This window comes from Pseudomonas sp. AL 58 (assembly GCF_036348395.1).
In the GTDB taxonomy this organism is placed as follows: Bacteria; Pseudomonadota; Gammaproteobacteria; order Pseudomonadales; family Pseudomonadaceae; genus Aquipseudomonas; species Aquipseudomonas defluvii.
Genome location: NZ_JAZBQR010000003.1, coordinates 472,641 through 488,260, shown reverse-complemented (window position 1 = coordinate 488,260; position 15,620 = coordinate 472,641). Strand labels below are relative to the sequence as shown.

The 15,620-nt window shown below is 62.5% G+C and carries 14 protein-coding genes; 13 read left to right on the top strand and 1 reads right to left on the bottom strand.

All coding sequences use genetic code 11. The features are described from left to right. The first annotated feature begins 137 nt into the window (after positions 1–137). The 3 genes from aroQ to accC all read left to right on the top strand — a co-directional run bounded on the left by aroQ (position 138) and on the right by accC (position 2,518). A complete protein-coding gene (aroQ, locus tag UIA24_RS05195; protein WP_065757952.1) occupies positions 138–590 on the top strand; it encodes a type II 3-dehydroquinate dehydratase in 453 nt (150 codons plus the stop codon). A 90-nt stretch (positions 591–680) separates the two neighbouring features. Next, on the top strand, positions 681–1,139 hold the full coding sequence (gene accB, locus UIA24_RS05190) for an acetyl-CoA carboxylase biotin carboxyl carrier protein (RefSeq protein ID WP_065757951.1): 459 nt from the start codon (positions 681–683) through the stop codon (positions 1,137–1,139). A 17-nt stretch (positions 1,140–1,156) separates the two neighbouring features. Further along, positions 1,157–2,518 (top strand): acetyl-CoA carboxylase biotin carboxylase subunit, encoded by a 1,362-nt coding sequence (accC, locus tag UIA24_RS05185; protein WP_065757950.1) that lies wholly within the window; start codon positions 1,157–1,159, stop codon positions 2,516–2,518. A gap of 63 nt (positions 2,519–2,581) precedes the next feature. Here the strand turns inward: accC and UIA24_RS05180 are convergent, their stop codons facing one another. Further along, positions 2,582–4,462, bottom strand: coding sequence for a sigma-54-dependent Fis family transcriptional regulator (locus tag UIA24_RS05180; protein ID WP_330522335.1), 1,881 nt, complete (start codon positions 4,460–4,462; stop codon positions 2,582–2,584). A 280-nt stretch (positions 4,463–4,742) separates the two neighbouring features. Here UIA24_RS05180 and UIA24_RS05175 point away from each other — a divergent pair, with 280 nt between their 5' ends. From UIA24_RS05175 to purH, 10 genes are all read left to right on the top strand, one after another. Next, the gene (locus tag UIA24_RS05175) at positions 4,743–5,801 is read left to right on the top strand and encodes an ATP-NAD kinase family protein (RefSeq protein ID WP_065757948.1); all 1,059 of its coding nucleotides are present in this window, start codon (positions 4,743–4,745) and stop codon (positions 5,799–5,801) included. A 22-nt stretch (positions 5,802–5,823) separates the two neighbouring features. Further along, a complete protein-coding gene (locus UIA24_RS05170; RefSeq protein ID WP_330522371.1) occupies positions 5,824–6,801 on the top strand; it encodes a thiamine pyrophosphate-dependent dehydrogenase E1 component subunit alpha in 978 nt (325 codons plus the stop codon). A gap of 35 nt (positions 6,802–6,836) precedes the next feature. After that, positions 6,837–7,856, top strand: a complete 1,020-nt coding sequence (locus tag UIA24_RS05165) for an alpha-ketoacid dehydrogenase subunit beta (RefSeq protein ID WP_065757947.1) — start codon at positions 6,837–6,839, stop codon at positions 7,854–7,856. After that, positions 7,853–8,974: an acetoin dehydrogenase dihydrolipoyllysine-residue acetyltransferase subunit gene (locus UIA24_RS05160; protein ID WP_330522334.1), complete on the top strand. Its 1,122-nt coding sequence runs from the start codon at positions 7,853–7,855 to the stop codon at positions 8,972–8,974. Before UIA24_RS05165 ends, UIA24_RS05160 begins: the two co-directional genes overlap by 4 nt. Positions 8,975–9,005: 31 nt before the next feature. Continuing rightward, positions 9,006–10,070, top strand: coding sequence for a 2,3-butanediol dehydrogenase (locus UIA24_RS05155; RefSeq protein ID WP_330522370.1), 1,065 nt, complete (start codon positions 9,006–9,008; stop codon positions 10,068–10,070). A 151-nt stretch (positions 10,071–10,221) separates the two neighbouring features. Further along, positions 10,222–11,100, top strand: coding sequence for a 50S ribosomal protein L11 methyltransferase (gene prmA / locus UIA24_RS05150; protein WP_099773437.1), 879 nt, complete (start codon positions 10,222–10,224; stop codon positions 11,098–11,100). A gap of 40 nt (positions 11,101–11,140) precedes the next feature. After that, on the top strand, positions 11,141–12,400 hold the full coding sequence (locus UIA24_RS05145) for a DUF3426 domain-containing protein (protein WP_330522333.1): 1,260 nt from the start codon (positions 11,141–11,143) through the stop codon (positions 12,398–12,400). 174 nt (positions 12,401–12,574) lie between these two features. Continuing rightward, positions 12,575–13,588 (top strand): tRNA dihydrouridine synthase DusB, encoded by a 1,014-nt coding sequence (gene dusB / locus UIA24_RS05140; protein ID WP_065757942.1) that lies wholly within the window; start codon positions 12,575–12,577, stop codon positions 13,586–13,588. Next, a complete protein-coding gene (fis, locus tag UIA24_RS05135) occupies positions 13,585–13,905 on the top strand; it encodes a DNA-binding transcriptional regulator Fis (protein WP_003186237.1) in 321 nt (106 codons plus the stop codon). The genes dusB and fis overlap by 4 nt, the downstream gene beginning before the upstream one ends. 82 nt (positions 13,906–13,987) lie before the next feature. Then, positions 13,988–15,589: a bifunctional phosphoribosylaminoimidazolecarboxamide formyltransferase/IMP cyclohydrolase gene (gene purH / locus UIA24_RS05130; RefSeq protein ID WP_065757941.1), complete on the top strand. Its 1,602-nt coding sequence runs from the start codon at positions 13,988–13,990 to the stop codon at positions 15,587–15,589. Positions 15,590–15,620 lie beyond the last annotated feature (31 nt).

Genomic DNA, 15,620 nt, shown 5'->3' with positions numbered 1-15,620 from the left:
AAAGTTAACAAAATGGTCATATATTTTGCGTGAATCTCGCTCATCGTGCTGGCTATTGCAGGTAACTGGACACTGCCCCGTGCTTGCGGCATAGTCGCCGCGCTGATGTGTTCGCACGAATAAAAAAGGATCCGCAGATGGCAACGCTACTGGTACTGCATGGCCCCAATCTGAACCTGCTTGGCACTCGCGAGCCTGGTGTTTACGGTGCCGTGACCCTGGATCAGATCAACCAGGACCTGGAACAGCGCGCCCGTGCCGCTGGCCACCACCTGCAGTACCTGCAGAGCAATGCCGAATACGAGTTGATCGACCGTATCCACGCCGCACGCAACGAAGGCGTGGACTTCATCCTGATCAACCCGGCGGCTTTTACGCACACAAGTGTCGCATTACGTGACGCGCTGCTGGCGGTGAGCATCCCATTCATCGAAGTGCATTTGTCTAACGTGCACAAGCGTGAACCTTTTCGCCATCACTCCTACTTTTCAGATGTCGCCGTAGGCGTGATCTGCGGCCTGGGCGCTAGCGGTTACCGGCTGGCCCTGGAGTCTGCACTGGAGCAATTGGCAGCGAACGCAAAGCCCTGATAACGAGTACCTGGCCCATTGGCCGGGCTCATAGAAACGTTTGATTACACGTTTATACGCCCCTGACCGAACCTTGGGAGTTGATGATTCATGGATATCCGTAAAGTCAAGAAACTGATCGAACTGCTGGAAGAGTCCGGCATCGACGAGCTGGAGATCAAGGAAGGCGAAGAATCCGTACGGATCAGCCGCCACAGCAAGACGCCAGCTCAGCAGTACTACGCGCCAGCCCCAATGGCTGCTGCCGTCGCACCTGCCGCTGCACCCGCTGCTGCCGCCCCGGTTGCCGAAGCTGCCGCCGCGCCAAAACTGAACGGCACCGTGGTTCGCTCGCCAATGGTCGGTACCTTCTACCGCAAGCCTTCGCCAACCTCGCCAAACTTCGCTGAAGTTGGCCAGACCGTGAAGAAAGGCGACACCCTGTGCATCGTCGAAGCCATGAAAATGATGAACCACATCGAAGCTGAAACCAGCGGTGTGATTGAATCCATTCTGGTAGAAGACGGCCAGCCGGTTGAGTTCGACCAGCCGCTGTTCACCATCGTTTGAACCGCGGAGAGCCAACGATGTTGAAACCTGCGAAGTTGGAAAAAGTTCTGATCGCCAACCGCGGTGAAATTGCCCTGCGGATCCTGCGTGCCTGCAAAGAGATGGGCATCAAGACCGTCGCCGTACACTCCACGGCTGACCGCGAGCTGATGCACCTGGGCCTGGCCGACGAATCGGTTTGCATCGGCCCGGCTTCGGCCAGCCAGTCCTACCTGCACATCCCGGCAATCATCGCCGCGGCTGAAGTGACCGGCGCTACCGCCATTCACCCAGGCTACGGCTTCCTCGCGGAAAACGCCGACTTCGCCGAGCAGGTAGAAAACTCCGGGTTTGCCTTCATTGGCCCGAAAGCCGACACCATTCGCCTGATGGGCGACAAGGTTTCGGCCAAGGACGCCATGAAGCGCGCCGGTGTACCGACCGTACCAGGCTCCGACGGCCCACTGCCGGAAGACGAAGAGACTGCACTGGCCATTGGCCGTGAAGTCGGCTATCCAGTGATCATCAAGGCCGCCGGTGGCGGTGGTGGTCGCGGCATGCGTGTGGTGCACAAGGAAGAGGACCTGATTGCCTCGGCCAAACTGACCCGTACCGAAGCCGGTGCTGCGTTCGGCAACTCCATGGTCTACCTGGAGAAGTTCCTGACCAACCCACGTCACGTGGAAGTTCAGGTACTGTCCGACGGCCAGGGCAATGCCATCCACCTGGGCGACCGTGACTGCTCGCTGCAGCGTCGTCACCAGAAAGTGCTGGAAGAAGCGCCAGCACCAGGCATCGACGAGAAAGCCCGTCAGGAAGTCTTTGCCCGCTGCGTCCAGGCGTGCATCGAGATCGGCTACCGTGGCGCTGGCACCTTCGAGTTCCTCTACGAAAACGGCAACTTCTACTTCATCGAAATGAACACCCGTGTTCAGGTGGAGCACCCGGTTTCGGAGATGGTCACAGGCATCGACATCGTCAAGGAGATGCTGAGCATCGCCGCTGGCAACAAGCTGTCGTTCACCCAGGAAGACGTCGTGATTCGCGGCCACTCGCTGGAATGCCGGATCAACGCCGAGGACCCGAAGAAGTTCATCCCGAGCCCAGGCACGGTCAAGCACTTCCACGCGCCAGGCGGCAACGGCATCCGTGTCGATTCGCACCTGTACAGCGGCTACAGCGTACCGCCGAACTACGACTCGCTGATCGGCAAGCTGATCACCTACGGCAAAGACCGCGACGAGGCCATGGCCCGTATGCGCAATGCCCTGGACGAGATCGTCGTTGATGGCATCAAAACCAACATTCCACTGCACCGCGACCTGGTGCGTGATGAAGGTTTCTGCAAAGGCGGCGTAAACATTCACTATCTGGAACACAAACTGGCTAACCAGGAGTGATCCGAAAGTGATGTGCAAAAGCCCCTGACCGAAAGGCCAGGGGCTTTTTGTTTTATAGGGGACTCACGTACGCGGCGCCTGCATCCTTGGCATTTCAATGCCATGTTCATGCACCCGTCGGTACAACGTCGCCCGCGAGATTCCCAGCGCGCGCGCAGCATCACCCGGTTTCCAACGATGACGCACCAGCGCGTCAAGCAGCACTTGCCGCTGCGGGCTGACCCGCTGCTGCTCGGGTGCCGGGCACTGCGCACCGCGCACGTCCAGCGGCAGGTCCTCCACCTGCAAGGTGCCGGCACTGCATACGGCACAGGCATACCGCAACACCTGCCGCAGTTGACGCAAATTACCCGGCCAGCGGTAGCTCAATAGGCACTCCAGCGCCGCCGCCCCAAGCCCCACCTGCACACCACAGGCTTTCGCCTCCTCCTCCAGCACCTGATTGATCAACACCAACAAGTCACTACGCTCGCGCAACGGCGGCAGTTCAAAACGGGCGTTGGCCAACCGAAAGTACAGGTCCTCTCGAAAACTGCCTGCAGCCACCATTGCAACCAGGTCACGGTGCGTGGCGCAGATCACCTGAATATCCACACGCTCGCGCCGGGAAGCCCCAAGAGGGGCCACTTCGCCCTCAGCCAGCACCCGCAGCAGACGCGTTTGCAGACCTAACGGCATGTCACCGATCTCATCGAGAAACAGCGTACCGCCATCAGCCTGCTGCAGCAGCCCACGCATCCCTTTGGTCGAGGCCCCCGTGAAGGCTCCGGCGACGTAGCCGAACAACTCACTCTCGATCAGGCTCTCGGGGATTGCCGCACAGTTGAGCGCCACAAAAGGCCCTTCCGCTCGCGCACTGCGCTGATGCAACTGGCGGGCAAAAACCTCCTTGCCCGAGCCTGTCTCACCCTGGACCAGCACCGCCAGGTTGCAGTCCTTGACCCGCGTCGCCAGGCGCAAGGCTTCCGTCACTCGCGGATCGACCGCAAGCTGTCCAATTCGGGTCGCCCGCCGCACTGGCTGGCGTCGTGGCGAACTGACCCGGGCGTGTACTTCGCCACCGGCGGCAGTCCAGTTCAAACGCTGGGCCGCCTCGTCGGTCGCGGCCCGCAGGGTCTCCAGGTCGAACAACTGGCCAATGTGCTCCGGCACCTGCCCGCACTGCTCAAGCACCACCCGCCGGGCCACACTGTTTAGCGCCTGCAAGCGCCCGTCGGCATCCCAGGCCAGGAGAAAGTCTGGCTGGCTGTCGACGTAGCCGGGCGCACTGTGAGCACGCAACACCCAATGCTGTTCGGCGTTGTGCATGAAAAAGGCGTTCTCGATCTCACGCGCACTCTGGACCACCATCTGCCGGATCAAGTGCTGGCTGCGACGGTCGTCCGGCGATTGCAGCGCCGAGACATCGAGCACGCCCAACAGGGCGCCCTGAGGGTCAAATACCGGGGCAGCCGAGCAGGTCAGGCCGATGAAGGCTGCTCGAAAGTGATCGCGCTTGTGCACAGTGACCGGTGCGTGACTGGTCAGCACCCCGGCCACGCCGCAAGTGCCCTCCTCGCCTTCCGACCAACAGGTACCCAGGTACAGGCCCGCCTTGCGGCAGTCATTGCGAATCGTCGACTCGACGCGGTAGTCGATGGTGCGCCCCTGGGCATCGGTCAACAGCACACAGTAGTCGGCATCACGCACCCGCCCATGCAGGCGCGCCACAGCATCACTGGCGATGCGCAGGAACAGTTCGGCACGCTCGCGGCATTCATTCAGCGAGCTTTGCGAGAGGATACGCGGCCCTTGCAGCGAGGCCGGGTCAAGACGGTGCTGCTCCATGGAGCGGCGCCAAGAGTCGAGGATAGGCGCCGGGACTGGCGCTTGAGGCAGACGATCGGCGTTCTTCAGCACACGGCTGACGCAATCGACGTGGGCCTTGGAGTTCGCGGCAAGCATGGGGCCTCCGTTTCTCGTGTTCTTATCGTTATGCGGCTCATTAAGCGCCCATTGCCGGCCCTCGACAAGCACTGCCTGCGCCACGGCCTTTGTGAGACGCAGCGTCTCGGCGTCTCAGCCAACAACCCCTGCGACTGACACCCAGCGTCTTGCCGCACCGTGCCACGCGCATGCACAACCTCACTACAAAACCGCTCTGGAGCGGCCCTTTGCGCATCGATCAAGGCACCTTGGCACCGCGCTTGCTCTAGCCCTGACAAACAAAACCAAAGGTGTGCCCATGAGCCATCCCGTTCTCACCGTAGGCATCATCGCCAACCCGGCTTCGGGTCGCGATCTGCGCCGACTGACTGCCAACGCTGGGCTCTATTCCAGCACCGATAAGGCCTCGGCCGTGCAACGCCTGTTGGCGGCCTTTGCCGCGACCGGGGTTGACCAGGTGCTGCTGCCGCCGGACATGACCGGCATCGCCGCTGCCGTACTCAAGGCGGGCCTCGGGCCACAGGCTGCCCAGCAGCGTTGGCCACAGCTGCGCATCCTCGACATGCCGCTGCGCCAGACCGTCGAAGATACCCGCCTGGCCGCCCGCCTGATGGTCGAGCAGGGCGCCACGCTCATTGCGGTGCTGGGTGGCGACGGTACCCACAAGGCAGTGGCTGCCGAGGTAGGTGACATCCCACTGCTGACGCTCTCCACCGGCACCAACAATGCTTTTCCTGAACTGCGCGAAGCCACCAGCGCAGGCCTGGCCGGTGGCCTCTATGCCAGTGGCCGGGTGCCGGCACCGGTCAGCCTGCGGCGCAACAAACGCCTGCTCGTGCGCGAACCCAACCGAGGTATCTGTGAATGGGCGCTGGTGGACGTCGCGGTGTCGCCACAACGTTTTGTCGGTGCCCGCGCCATCAGCCGCACGGAAGACCTTGCGGAAGTCTTCGTGACCTTCGCCGAACCTCATGCCATCGGCCTCTCGGCACTGTGCGGGCTGTGGTGTCCGGTACCTCGAAATGCCCCCGAGGGCGCCTGGGTACGCCTGCACCCCCACGCCGACCAGGCCCTGCTGGCACCGCTGGCACCCGGCCTGCTGCTGGGCTGCGGAGTCACCGCCGCCGGCACCCTGACACCTGGCGTGGCCCACTCACTGAGCCTTGCCAGCGGCACCCTGGCCTTGGACGGTGAACGCGAAATCGAGTTCAGCGAGCAGGACCGCCCCACCATCACCCTCGACGGCCATGGCCCGTTGAGCATCGATGTCGAAGCGGTACTCGCCTACGCCGCCCGCCATCGCCTGTTGGCCGTTGGCCGTGAACACCCGCAACACCCTGCGAATCAACCGTGCTGAGACAACCCTGGAGAACAACAAGATGTCCACTCACCTGTCCACCGAACAACTGCTGCATGCCTATCAGGTCATGCGCACCATCCGCGCCTTTGAAGAACGCCTGCACGTGGAGTTCGCCACCGGCGAGATTCCTGGTTTCGTCCACTTGTATGCCGGCGAGGAAGCATCCGCTGCCGGGGTGATGGCGCACCTGCGCGACAGCGACTGCATCGCCTCCAACCACCGTGGTCACGGCCACTGCATTGCCAAGGGCGTCGATGTGTACGGGATGATGGCCGAGATCTACGGCAAGAAAACCGGCGTCTGCGGCGGCAAGGGCGGCTCGATGCACATCGCCGACCTGGAGAAAGGCATGCTCGGAGCAAACGGTATCGTCGGTGCGGGTGCGCCGCTGGTAGCAGGCGCGGCACTGGCGGCCAAACTCAAGGGCACCGATGACGTTGCCGTGGTGTTCTTCGGCGATGGCGGCTCCAACGAAGGCGCAGTGTTCGAGGCCATGAACCTGGCGTCGATCATGAACCTGCCCTGCATCTTCGTCGCCGAGAACAACGGTTATGCCGAAGCCACCGCGTCGAACTGGTCGGTGGCCTGCGATCACATCGCCGACCGCGCTGCCGGTTTCGGCATGCCGGGGGTGACCATCGATGGCTACGACTTCTTTGCCGTACATGAAGCTGCCGGTGCCGCCATTGCCCGCGCCCGCGCCGGGCAAGGCCCCTCACTGGTAGAGGTCAAGCTGACCCGCTACTACGGCCACTTCGAAGGTGACGCCCAGACCTACCGGGCCCCGGACGAGGTGAAAAACCTGCGAGAAACCCGTGACTGCCTCATGCAATTCCGTGACCGCACCGTGCGCGCCGGCCTGCTCAGCACCGAGCAACTGGACCAGATCGATGGCCAGGTCGAGGACCTGATCGAAGACTCGGTACGCCGCGCCAAGTCCGACCCCAAACCCGAAGCCGCCGACCTGCTCAGCGACGTGTACGTGTCCTACCCCTGAGCCACCCCAACAACAAGAATACGTGGAGAATCATCATGGCGAGAAAGATCACTTACCAGCAGGCCATCAATGAAGCCCTGGCCCAGGAAATGCGTCGCGACACCAGCGTTTTCATCATTGGCGAAGACGTCGCAGGCGGTGCCGGCGCACCCGGCGCCGAGGATGCCTGGGGTGGCGTACTGGGCGTAACCAAAGGCCTGTACCCGCAATTTCCGGGGCGCGTACTGGACGCCCCGCTGTCGGAGATCGGCTATGTCGGCGCCGCTGTCGGGGCTGCCACCCAAGGCCTGCGCCCGGTGTGCGAGTTGATGTTCGTCGACTTTGCCGGCTGCTGCCTCGACCAGATCCTCAACCAGGCGGCCAAGTTCCGCTACATGTTCGGTGGCAAGGCGGTCACCCCGCTGGTCATGCGAACCATGGTGGGTGCGGGCCTGCGTGCGGCCGCCCAGCACTCGCAAATGCTCACCTCACTGTGGACACATATCCCCGGCCTTAAAGTGGTCTGCCCATCGTCGCCCTATGACGCCAAGGGCCTGCTGATCCAGGCGATCCGCGACAACGATCCGGTGATCTTCTGCGAACACAAACTGCTCTACAGCATGCAGGGCGAGGTGCCGGAAGAGCTCTACACCATCCCGTTCGGTGAGGCCAACTACCTGCGTGACGGCGACGACATCACCCTGGTGACCTACGGGCGCATGGTTCATCTGGCCATGGACGCCGCCGCCAGCCTGGCCCGCCAGGGCATTGATTGCGAAGTACTCGACCTGCGCACCACCAGCCCGCTGGACGAAGACAGCATTCTGGAAAGCGTGGAAAAAACCGGTCGCCTGGTAGTGATCGACGAAGCCAACCCGCGCTGTTCCATGGCCACCGACATCAGCGCGCTGGTCGCGCAAAAAGCCTTCGCCGCATTGAAAGGACCGATTGAAATGGTCACCGCACCACATACACCGGTGCCATTCTCCGATGCCCTTGAGGACCTCTATATCCCGACAGCCGCGAAGATCGAAGCCGCGGTGCACAAGGTCATGGCCGGGAGGAAGGCGGCATGAGCCAGATCCACACCCTGACCATGCCCAAATGGGGCCTGTCGATGACCGAAGGCCGGGTCGATGCCTGGCTGGTGGAAGAAGGCGCGCAAATCAACAAGGGCGACGAAGTGCTGGATGTCGAGACCGACAAGATCTCCAGCAGCGTCGAAGCGCCGTTCAGCGGGGTGTTGCGCCGACAGATCGCCCGGCCCGACGAAACCTTGCCGGTCGGTGCCCTGCTCGCGGTGGTGGTCGAAGGCGAGGCCAGCGACACAGACATCGATCAGGTTGTGCAGCGCTTCCAGGAGGCGTTCGTCCCCGGCGGCGATGGCGAACAGGACTGCGGCCCGGCACCGCAGAAAATCGATCTGGACGGGCGCACCCTGCGCTATTTCGAACTCGGCCAGGGTGGCACGCCCCTGGTGCTGGTGCATGGCTTTGGCGGCGACCTGAACAACTGGCTGTTCAATCACCCAAGCCTGGCCGCCGAACGCCGCGTCATTGCCCTAGACCTGCCCGGTCATGGCGAGTCCGGCAAGACCTTGCAACGGGGCGATCTGGATGAGTTGAGCCAAACCGTACTGGCCCTGCTCGACCATCTGGACATCGAACGGGTGCATCTGGCCGGGCACTCCATGGGCGGCGCGGTAGCACTGAACCTGGCACGCCTGGCGCCATCCCGGGTGCACTCGTTGAGCCTGCTGGCCAGCGCAGGCCTGGGCCGGGAAATCAATGCCGATTACCTGCAAGGCTTTGTCGAGGCCAGCAACCGCAACGCACTCAAACCGCAACTGGTGCAGTTGTTCTCCGACCCCGGGCTGGTCACCCGGCAAATGCTCGAAGACATGCTCAAGTTCAAGCGCCTTGAAGGCGTAGACAGCGCGCTGCGACAACTGGCCCAAATGATCTGCGAGAACGGCCAACAACGGCATGACCTGCGTGCGGTGGTCGAGCAGCAGCCGAGCCTGCTGCTCTGGGGCGCCGAAGACGCAATCATCCCGGCCACCCATGTGGACGGTCTACCGGCACAGGTCAAGATCCTCCCCGGCCAGGGGCATATGCTGCAGATGGAAGCCGCCGAAGAGGTCAACCAGTGCCTGCTGGCATTCCTTCAGGCCGTCGAGCAATCAGGGAGATAACGCCATGAACGACCTTTCCAACACCGCTAGCATGCGTGCCGCCGTCTGGCATGGCCGCCACGATATCCGCGTCGAAGACGTACCACTGCCCGCCGACCCACCGCCGGGCTGGGTTCAGATCAAAGTGGACTGGTGCGGCATCTGCGGTTCCGACCTGCATGAATACGTGGCCGGCCCGGTATTCATTCCGGTCGAAGCCCCGCACCCACTGACCGGCATCCAGGGCCAATGCATCCTGGGCCATGAGTTCTGTGGCGAAATCCTCAAGCTCGGCGACGGGGTCGAAGGCTATGCCGTCGGCGACCCGGTCGCCGCCGATGCCTGCCAGCACTGTGGCACCTGCTACTACTGCACCCACGGCCTGTACAACATCTGCGAGCGCCTGGCCTTTACCGGGCTGATGAACAACGGTGCATTCGCCGAGCGCGTCAACGTACCGGCCAACCTGCTGTACAAACTCCCGGCCGGTTTCCCTCGGGAGGCCGGCGCACTGATCGAGCCCCTGGCGGTGGGCATGCATGCGGTCAAGAAAGCCGGCAACCTGCTTGGCCAGACTGTCGTCGTGGTTGGCGCCGGCACCATCGGCCTGTGCACCATCATGTGTGCCAAAGCGGCAGGCGCAGCCAAGGTGATTGCCCTGGAAATGTCCTCCGCACGCAAGGCCAAGGCCCTGGAGGTGGGCGCCAGCGCGGTGCTTGATCCGAAGGAGTGCGATGCCCTGGCCGAGATCCGTGCCCTGACCAACGGCTTGGGTGCCGATGTCAGCTTCGAGTGCATCGGCAACAAGCACACCGCCAAACTGGCCATCGACACCCTCCGTAAGGCAGGCAAGTGCGTACTGGTGGGGATCTTCGAAGAGCCGAGCGAGTTCAATTTCTTTGAGCTGGTCTCGACCGAGAAACAGGTCCTCGGCGCCCTGGCATACAACGGTGAGTTTGCTGACGTCATCGCGTTCATCGCCGACGGGCGGCTGGACATTACCCCGCTGGTGACCGGGCGCATCGACCTGGAGCAGATCGTCGGGCGCGGCTTTGACGAGCTGGTGAACAATAAAGAGGAAAACGTGAAGATCATCGTCTCGCCGTCAAAACGCTGAATCACACCAACAATGTCGGTGCCTGCGCGTCTGCAGGCTCCGGCCTTGCCGGTGATGCATCCCCTCTACGCCAAACCCTTCGCACTCATGTAAACTGGCGCGCTTGACGCAGCCGTTGGCTGCCCCTGTAGATTTCCCAAAGGTAAACGCCATGCCCTGGCTGCAAGTACGTCTGGCTATCAGCCCGGAACAAGCCGAAACCTATGAAGACGCCCTGCTCGAAGTCGGCGCCGTCTCCGTCACCTTCATGGATGCCGAAGACCAGCCAATTTTCGAACCGGACCTCAACACCACCCCACTGTGGTCGCACACCCACCTGCTGGCCCTGTTCGAAGCCGATGCCGAGCCCGACGCGGTGTTTGCCCACCTGCGCCTGCTGACCGGCGCCGAGTTGCCGGAGCACCACGCCGAGGTGATCGAGGATCAGGACTGGGAACGTAGCTGGATGGACAACTTCCAGCCAATGCGCTTCGGCAAGCGCCTGTGGATCGTGCCAAGCTGGCATGCCGCACCAGAGCCCGAAGCGGTCAACCTGCTGCTCGACCCGGGCCTGGCCTTCGGCACCGGCACCCACCCGACCACCGCGCTGTGTCTGGAATGGCTGGACGGCCAGGACCTGCAAGGCCGTGAAGTCCTCGACTTCGGCTGCGGCTCGGGCATCCTCGCCATCGCCGCACTGTTGCTGGGTGCGCGCCAGGCCGTCGGTACCGATATCGACGTGCAGGCCCTCGAGGCCTCCCGCGACAACGCCGGGCGCAACGGCATCGCCGATGAACGCTTCCCGCTGTACCTGCCAGAGCAGATGCCCGCCATGCAGGCCGAGGTACTGGTCGCAAACATTCTCGCCGGCCCACTGGTTTCGCTGGCGCCGCAACTCTCCAGCCTGGTTCGCCCCGGTGGTTTGCTGGCGCTGTCCGGCATTCTCGCCGAGCAAGGCGCAGAGGTCGCAGCCGCCTATGCCAATGACTTCGAGCTGGACCCAATCGTCGAACGCGATGGCTGGGTGCGTATCAGTGGTCGCCGTCGCTAAGAGCACCTAGAATGGACGCTTGCACAATTCGGATCGCCGCATGACCGACAGTTTCGTCACCCAGTGCCCCCATTGCCAGACCAGTTTCCGCGTCAGCCACACTCAACTGAGTGTGGCGCGCGGTGTGGTGCGCTGCGGCAACTGTCTGCAAGTGTTCAACGCTGCCCGCCAACTGCTTGAGCAGCAGGCTGCAAACAAGGCCGCCGAAACCGAGCAGCCACCTGCGCCGCTCAGCGCGCCGGCGGCAAATCCGCCAGCCCCGGCGATCAGCCAACGGGAATGGCGCGCAGCCGAACTGGACCTCGACCACCTTGACCTCGATGAAGAGCTGGCGCGCCTGGAACAGCGCGAAATCCAGCCCATCACCGAGCTCAAGGGGCCAGCACGACGTGATACCGGCCTCAGCGCCAGCCGCGACGGTGATGAACCGCCACTGGCCGACGACCTGTTCGGCAACCCGGCAGACGAGCCACCCGTAGCCGCGGAGGAAGCGTCTCATCCCACCGTGATAGACAATGAGCCGGTAGACCACGAACCGGCTCAGGGGGCGCGAACAGAACCCTCCCTGTCGCTCGACTCAAACGACTTCGATGACGAGCCACGCGTCGCGCATGGCGCCGACGACGATGAGCCCGACCTGCCGAGCGACCGTCTGTCGGCACACGACACCCTGCATGCCGATGATGAAGCACCAGCGGTCGAACAGGAACGTCAGGAACCCGCGTTGGGGGCAGTGTCCAGTCGACCCGCGCGCAAGGAGCCATTGCTTGACCTGGTAGACGACCCTTTGCAGCTCGATTGGCAAAAGCCACGCAGCTCGTGGGGCCGTCGCCTGCTCTGGAGCCTGTTGATCCTGCTGGCCGCCTCCGGCCTCGCCGCCCAGTACATTGCGTACCACTTCGATGAACTGGCTCGCCAGGATCAGTACCGCCCGTGGTTCCAGCAACTGTGCCCGCAATTGGGCTGCAACGTGCCGTCAAAAGTCGATATCGCTCGAATAAAGAGCAGCAACCTGGTGGTCCGCAGCCACCCGGATTTCACTGGCGCCCTGATCGTCGACGCGATCATCTACAACCGTGCTCCCTTCTCCCAGCCGTTTCCCCTGCTGGAACTGCGCTTCGCCGACCTCAATGGCCAGTTGATTGCCAGTCGCCGCTTCAAGCCGGCCGAATACCTCAGTGGCGAATTGGCGGGCAAGGGGGAAATGCCCAGCCAGACGCCTATTCACATCGCACTGGACATCCTCGATCCGGGGCCAAAGGCCGTCAATTACAGCCTGAGTTTCCGCTCGCCCGAGTAATTCCGGGCTCCGGCGCCACATTCGTGGCGCCGGCCGAGCCCTCGTAACCGGTCGGAATAAGCTCATAGCTGTTCAGATTTTATCCAAATCGACCTTTATCCAGTCATCGAGAGCGGGTATCATGCGATCCCTTTTTCGAACTCCAATGATCCGGCCCCACAACAGGGAACTCCTATGTCGGCGGTACGCATCGGCCCCTACACACTGCAGAATGCCTTGATCCTCGCGCCGATGGCCGGGGTGACGGACCAGCCTTTTCGTCAGCTTTGCCGACGCATGGGCGCGGGGCTTGTTGTCTCGGAAATGGTCAGCAGCGACATGAGCCTGTGGAACAGCCGCAAGTCGCGTCTGCGCATGATCCACGAAGGTGATCCCGAGCCACGCTCGGTACAGATCGCCGGTGGTGACGCGCAGATGCTGGCGGCGGCGGCCCGGGCCAACGTCGAGTTTGGCGCCCAGATCATTGATATCAATATGGGTTGCCCGGCAAAAAAAGTCTGCAACAAAGCCGCAGGCTCTGCTTTATTGAAAGATGAAGCCTTGGTCAGTGAAATCCTCCATGCGGTGGTTGCCGCGGTGGACGTACCTGTCACCCTGAAGATCCGCACGGGCTGGGACCGTGCAAACAAGAACGGCCTGACCGTGGCGAAAATCGCCGAGCAGGCCGGCATCCAGGCGCTGGCGGTCCATGGACGCACCCGCGCCGATCTGTATACCGGCGAAGCCGAATACGACACCATCGCGGCGATCAAGCAGGCGGTGTCGATACCGGTTTTTGCCAACGGCGATATCACCTCGCCAGAGAAGGCCCGTGTGGTGTTGAACGCCACTGGAGCCGACGGCCTGTTGATCGGCCGGGCTGCCCAAGGGCGGCCATGGATCTTTCGCGAGATCGAGCATTACCTGCGCACCGGTGAAACCTTGCCGGCACCGCAGTTGGATGAAGTGGAACGAATTCTGCTGGAGCACCTGGCCGCGCTGCACGCCTTCTATGGCGATGTGATGGGCGTACGCATTGCCCGCAAGCATGTCGGCTGGTATCTGGCAACGCTGCCGGGCGCCAAGGAGTTTCGCGCCCAGTTCAATCGTTTGGACGATACGCAAGCGCAGTGCGCCCACGTTCACGCCTTTTTCCGTGAACGTGAACAAAGCCTTGAGACAGAGGACGGACAAGGGGTGGCCGCATGACGATGATGACCGAGACTTTAGTGAGTGGAACAACGCCCGTGAGCGACAACGTCAACCTGAAACAGCACCTCAACACCCCGAGCGAAGAGGGCCAGACCCTTCGCGGGAGCGTGGAGAAGGCGCTGCACAACTATTTCGCGCACCTCGAGGGTGCTGCCGTCACGGACGTGTACAACCTGGTGCTCTCGGAAGTCGAAGCGCCGTTGCTCGAAAGCGTGATGAACTACGTCAAGGGCAACCAGACCAAAGCCAGTGAACTGCTCGGGCTCAACCGTGGCACGCTGCGCAAGAAACTCAAGCAGTACGACCTGCTCTAAGCATGAATCCAAACCAGAAAAGGCGGCTCCCATTCGATGAGGTCGCCTTTTTTGCTGAAACCACCGCGTTATGGAATCTGAAATGACCGACCAGACCACCCGCCTGCCGATCCGCCGCGCCTTGATCAGCGTTTCCGACAAGACCGGGATCCTTGAATTCGCCCGCGAACTGGAACAACTCGGTGTCGAGATCCTGTCCACCGGCGGCACCTTCAAGCTGCTCCGGGACAACGGCGTTGCTGCAGTCGAAGTCGCCGACTACACCGGCTTCGCTGAAATGATGGACGGCCGGGTCAAGACCCTGCACCCGAAAATCCACGGCGGTATCCTCGGTCGTCGCGGTACCGACGATGCGATCATGGAACAGCACGGGATCAAACCGATCGATCTGGTCGCGGTCAACCTCTACCCCTTCGAAGCCACCATCACCAAGCCAGGTTGCGACCTGCCGACCGCTATCGAGAACATCGACATCGGCGGCCCGACCATGGTGCGTTCGGCGGCCAAGAACCACAAAGACGTCGCCATCGTGGTTAACGCCAGCGATTACGCCAGCGTCCTGGAAAACCTCAAGGCCGGCGGCCTGACCTACGCTCAGCGTTTCGACCTGATGCTCAAGGCCTTCGAGCACACCGCAGCCTACGACGGCATGATTGCCAACTACATGGGCACCATCAACCAGTCGGCGCAAACCCTGACCACCGAAGGCCGCAGCGAATTCCCGCGCACCTTCAACAGCCAGTTCGTCAAAGCCCAGGAAATGCGCTACGGCGAGAACCCGCACCAGAGCGCGGCGTTCTACGTTGAAGCCAAGCCAGCCGAAGCCAGCATCTCGACGGCCGTACAGCTGCAAGGCAAAGAGCTGTCGTACAACAACGTGGCCGACACCGACGCCGCGCTGGAGTGCGTGAAGAGCTTCGTCAAGCCGGCCTGCGTCATCGTCAAGCACGCCAACCCGTGCGGCGTGGCTGTCAGCCCTGAGGGCGGTATTCGCCAGGCCTACGAACTGGCCTACGCCACCGACACCGAGTCGGCCTTCGGCGGCATCATCGCCTTCAACCGCGAACTGGACGGCGAAACCGCCAAAGCCATCGTCGAGCGTCAGTTCGTCGAAGTGATCATCGCCCCAAGCGTCAGCGACGAAGCCCGCGCCGTGGTTGCAGCCAAAGCCAACGTGCGCCTGCTGACCTGCGGCGAATGGCCTGCCGAGCGCGCTGCCGCCTGGGACTACAAGCGCGTCAACGGCGGCCTGCTGGTGCAGAGCCGCGACAATGGCATGATCTCGGCCAACGACCTGAAAGTCGTGACCAAGCGCGCGCCGACCGAACAGGAAATCAACGACCTGATCTTCGCCTGGAAAGTCGCCAAGTTCGTCAAATCCAACGCGATCGTCTACGCCAAGAACCGTCAGACCATCGGTGTTGGCGCAGGCCAGATGAGCCGCGTCAACTCCGCGCGCATTGCTGCGATCAAAGCTGAGCACGCCGGCCTGCAGGTGCAGGGCGCGGTCATGGCCTCGGACGCGTTCTTCCCGTTCCGTGACGGCATCGATAATGCAGCTAAAGTGGGTATCACTGCCGTGATCCAGCCAGGCGGCTCGATGCGCGATGCAGAAGTCATTGCTGCCGCTGACGAAGCCGGCATTGCAATGGTCTTCACCGGCATGCGCCACTTCCGCCACTAAGCGCTCAGGCGCCGGCGTTGTCAGCGATACA

Excerpts from the sequence above, each read along its gene's own strand:
- aroQ (WP_065757952.1), top strand. The coding sequence starts at position 138 with ATGGCAACGCTACTGGTACTGCATGGCCCCAATCTGAACCTGCTTGGC.
- accB (WP_065757951.1), top strand. The coding sequence starts at position 681 with ATGGATATCCGTAAAGTCAAGAAACTGATCGAACTGCTGGAAGAGTCC.
- accC (WP_065757950.1), top strand. The coding sequence starts at position 1,157 with ATGTTGAAACCTGCGAAGTTGGAAAAAGTTCTGATCGCCAACCGCGGT.
- UIA24_RS05180 (WP_330522335.1), bottom strand. The coding sequence starts at position 4,462 with ATGCTTGCCGCGAACTCCAAGGCCCACGTCGATTGCGTCAGCCGTGTG.
- UIA24_RS05175 (WP_065757948.1), top strand. The coding sequence starts at position 4,743 with ATGAGCCATCCCGTTCTCACCGTAGGCATCATCGCCAACCCGGCTTCG.
- UIA24_RS05170 (WP_330522371.1), top strand. The coding sequence starts at position 5,824 with ATGTCCACTCACCTGTCCACCGAACAACTGCTGCATGCCTATCAGGTC.
- UIA24_RS05165 (WP_065757947.1), top strand. The coding sequence starts at position 6,837 with ATGGCGAGAAAGATCACTTACCAGCAGGCCATCAATGAAGCCCTGGCC.
- UIA24_RS05160 (WP_330522334.1), top strand. The coding sequence starts at position 7,853 with ATGAGCCAGATCCACACCCTGACCATGCCCAAATGGGGCCTGTCGATG.
- UIA24_RS05155 (WP_330522370.1), top strand. The coding sequence starts at position 9,006 with ATGCGTGCCGCCGTCTGGCATGGCCGCCACGATATCCGCGTCGAAGAC.
- prmA (WP_099773437.1), top strand. The coding sequence starts at position 10,222 with ATGCCCTGGCTGCAAGTACGTCTGGCTATCAGCCCGGAACAAGCCGAA.
- UIA24_RS05145 (WP_330522333.1), top strand. The coding sequence starts at position 11,141 with ATGACCGACAGTTTCGTCACCCAGTGCCCCCATTGCCAGACCAGTTTC.
- dusB (WP_065757942.1), top strand. The coding sequence starts at position 12,575 with ATGTCGGCGGTACGCATCGGCCCCTACACACTGCAGAATGCCTTGATC.
- fis (WP_003186237.1), top strand. The coding sequence starts at position 13,585 with ATGACGATGATGACCGAGACTTTAGTGAGTGGAACAACGCCCGTGAGC.
- purH (WP_065757941.1), top strand. The coding sequence starts at position 13,988 with ATGACCGACCAGACCACCCGCCTGCCGATCCGCCGCGCCTTGATCAGC.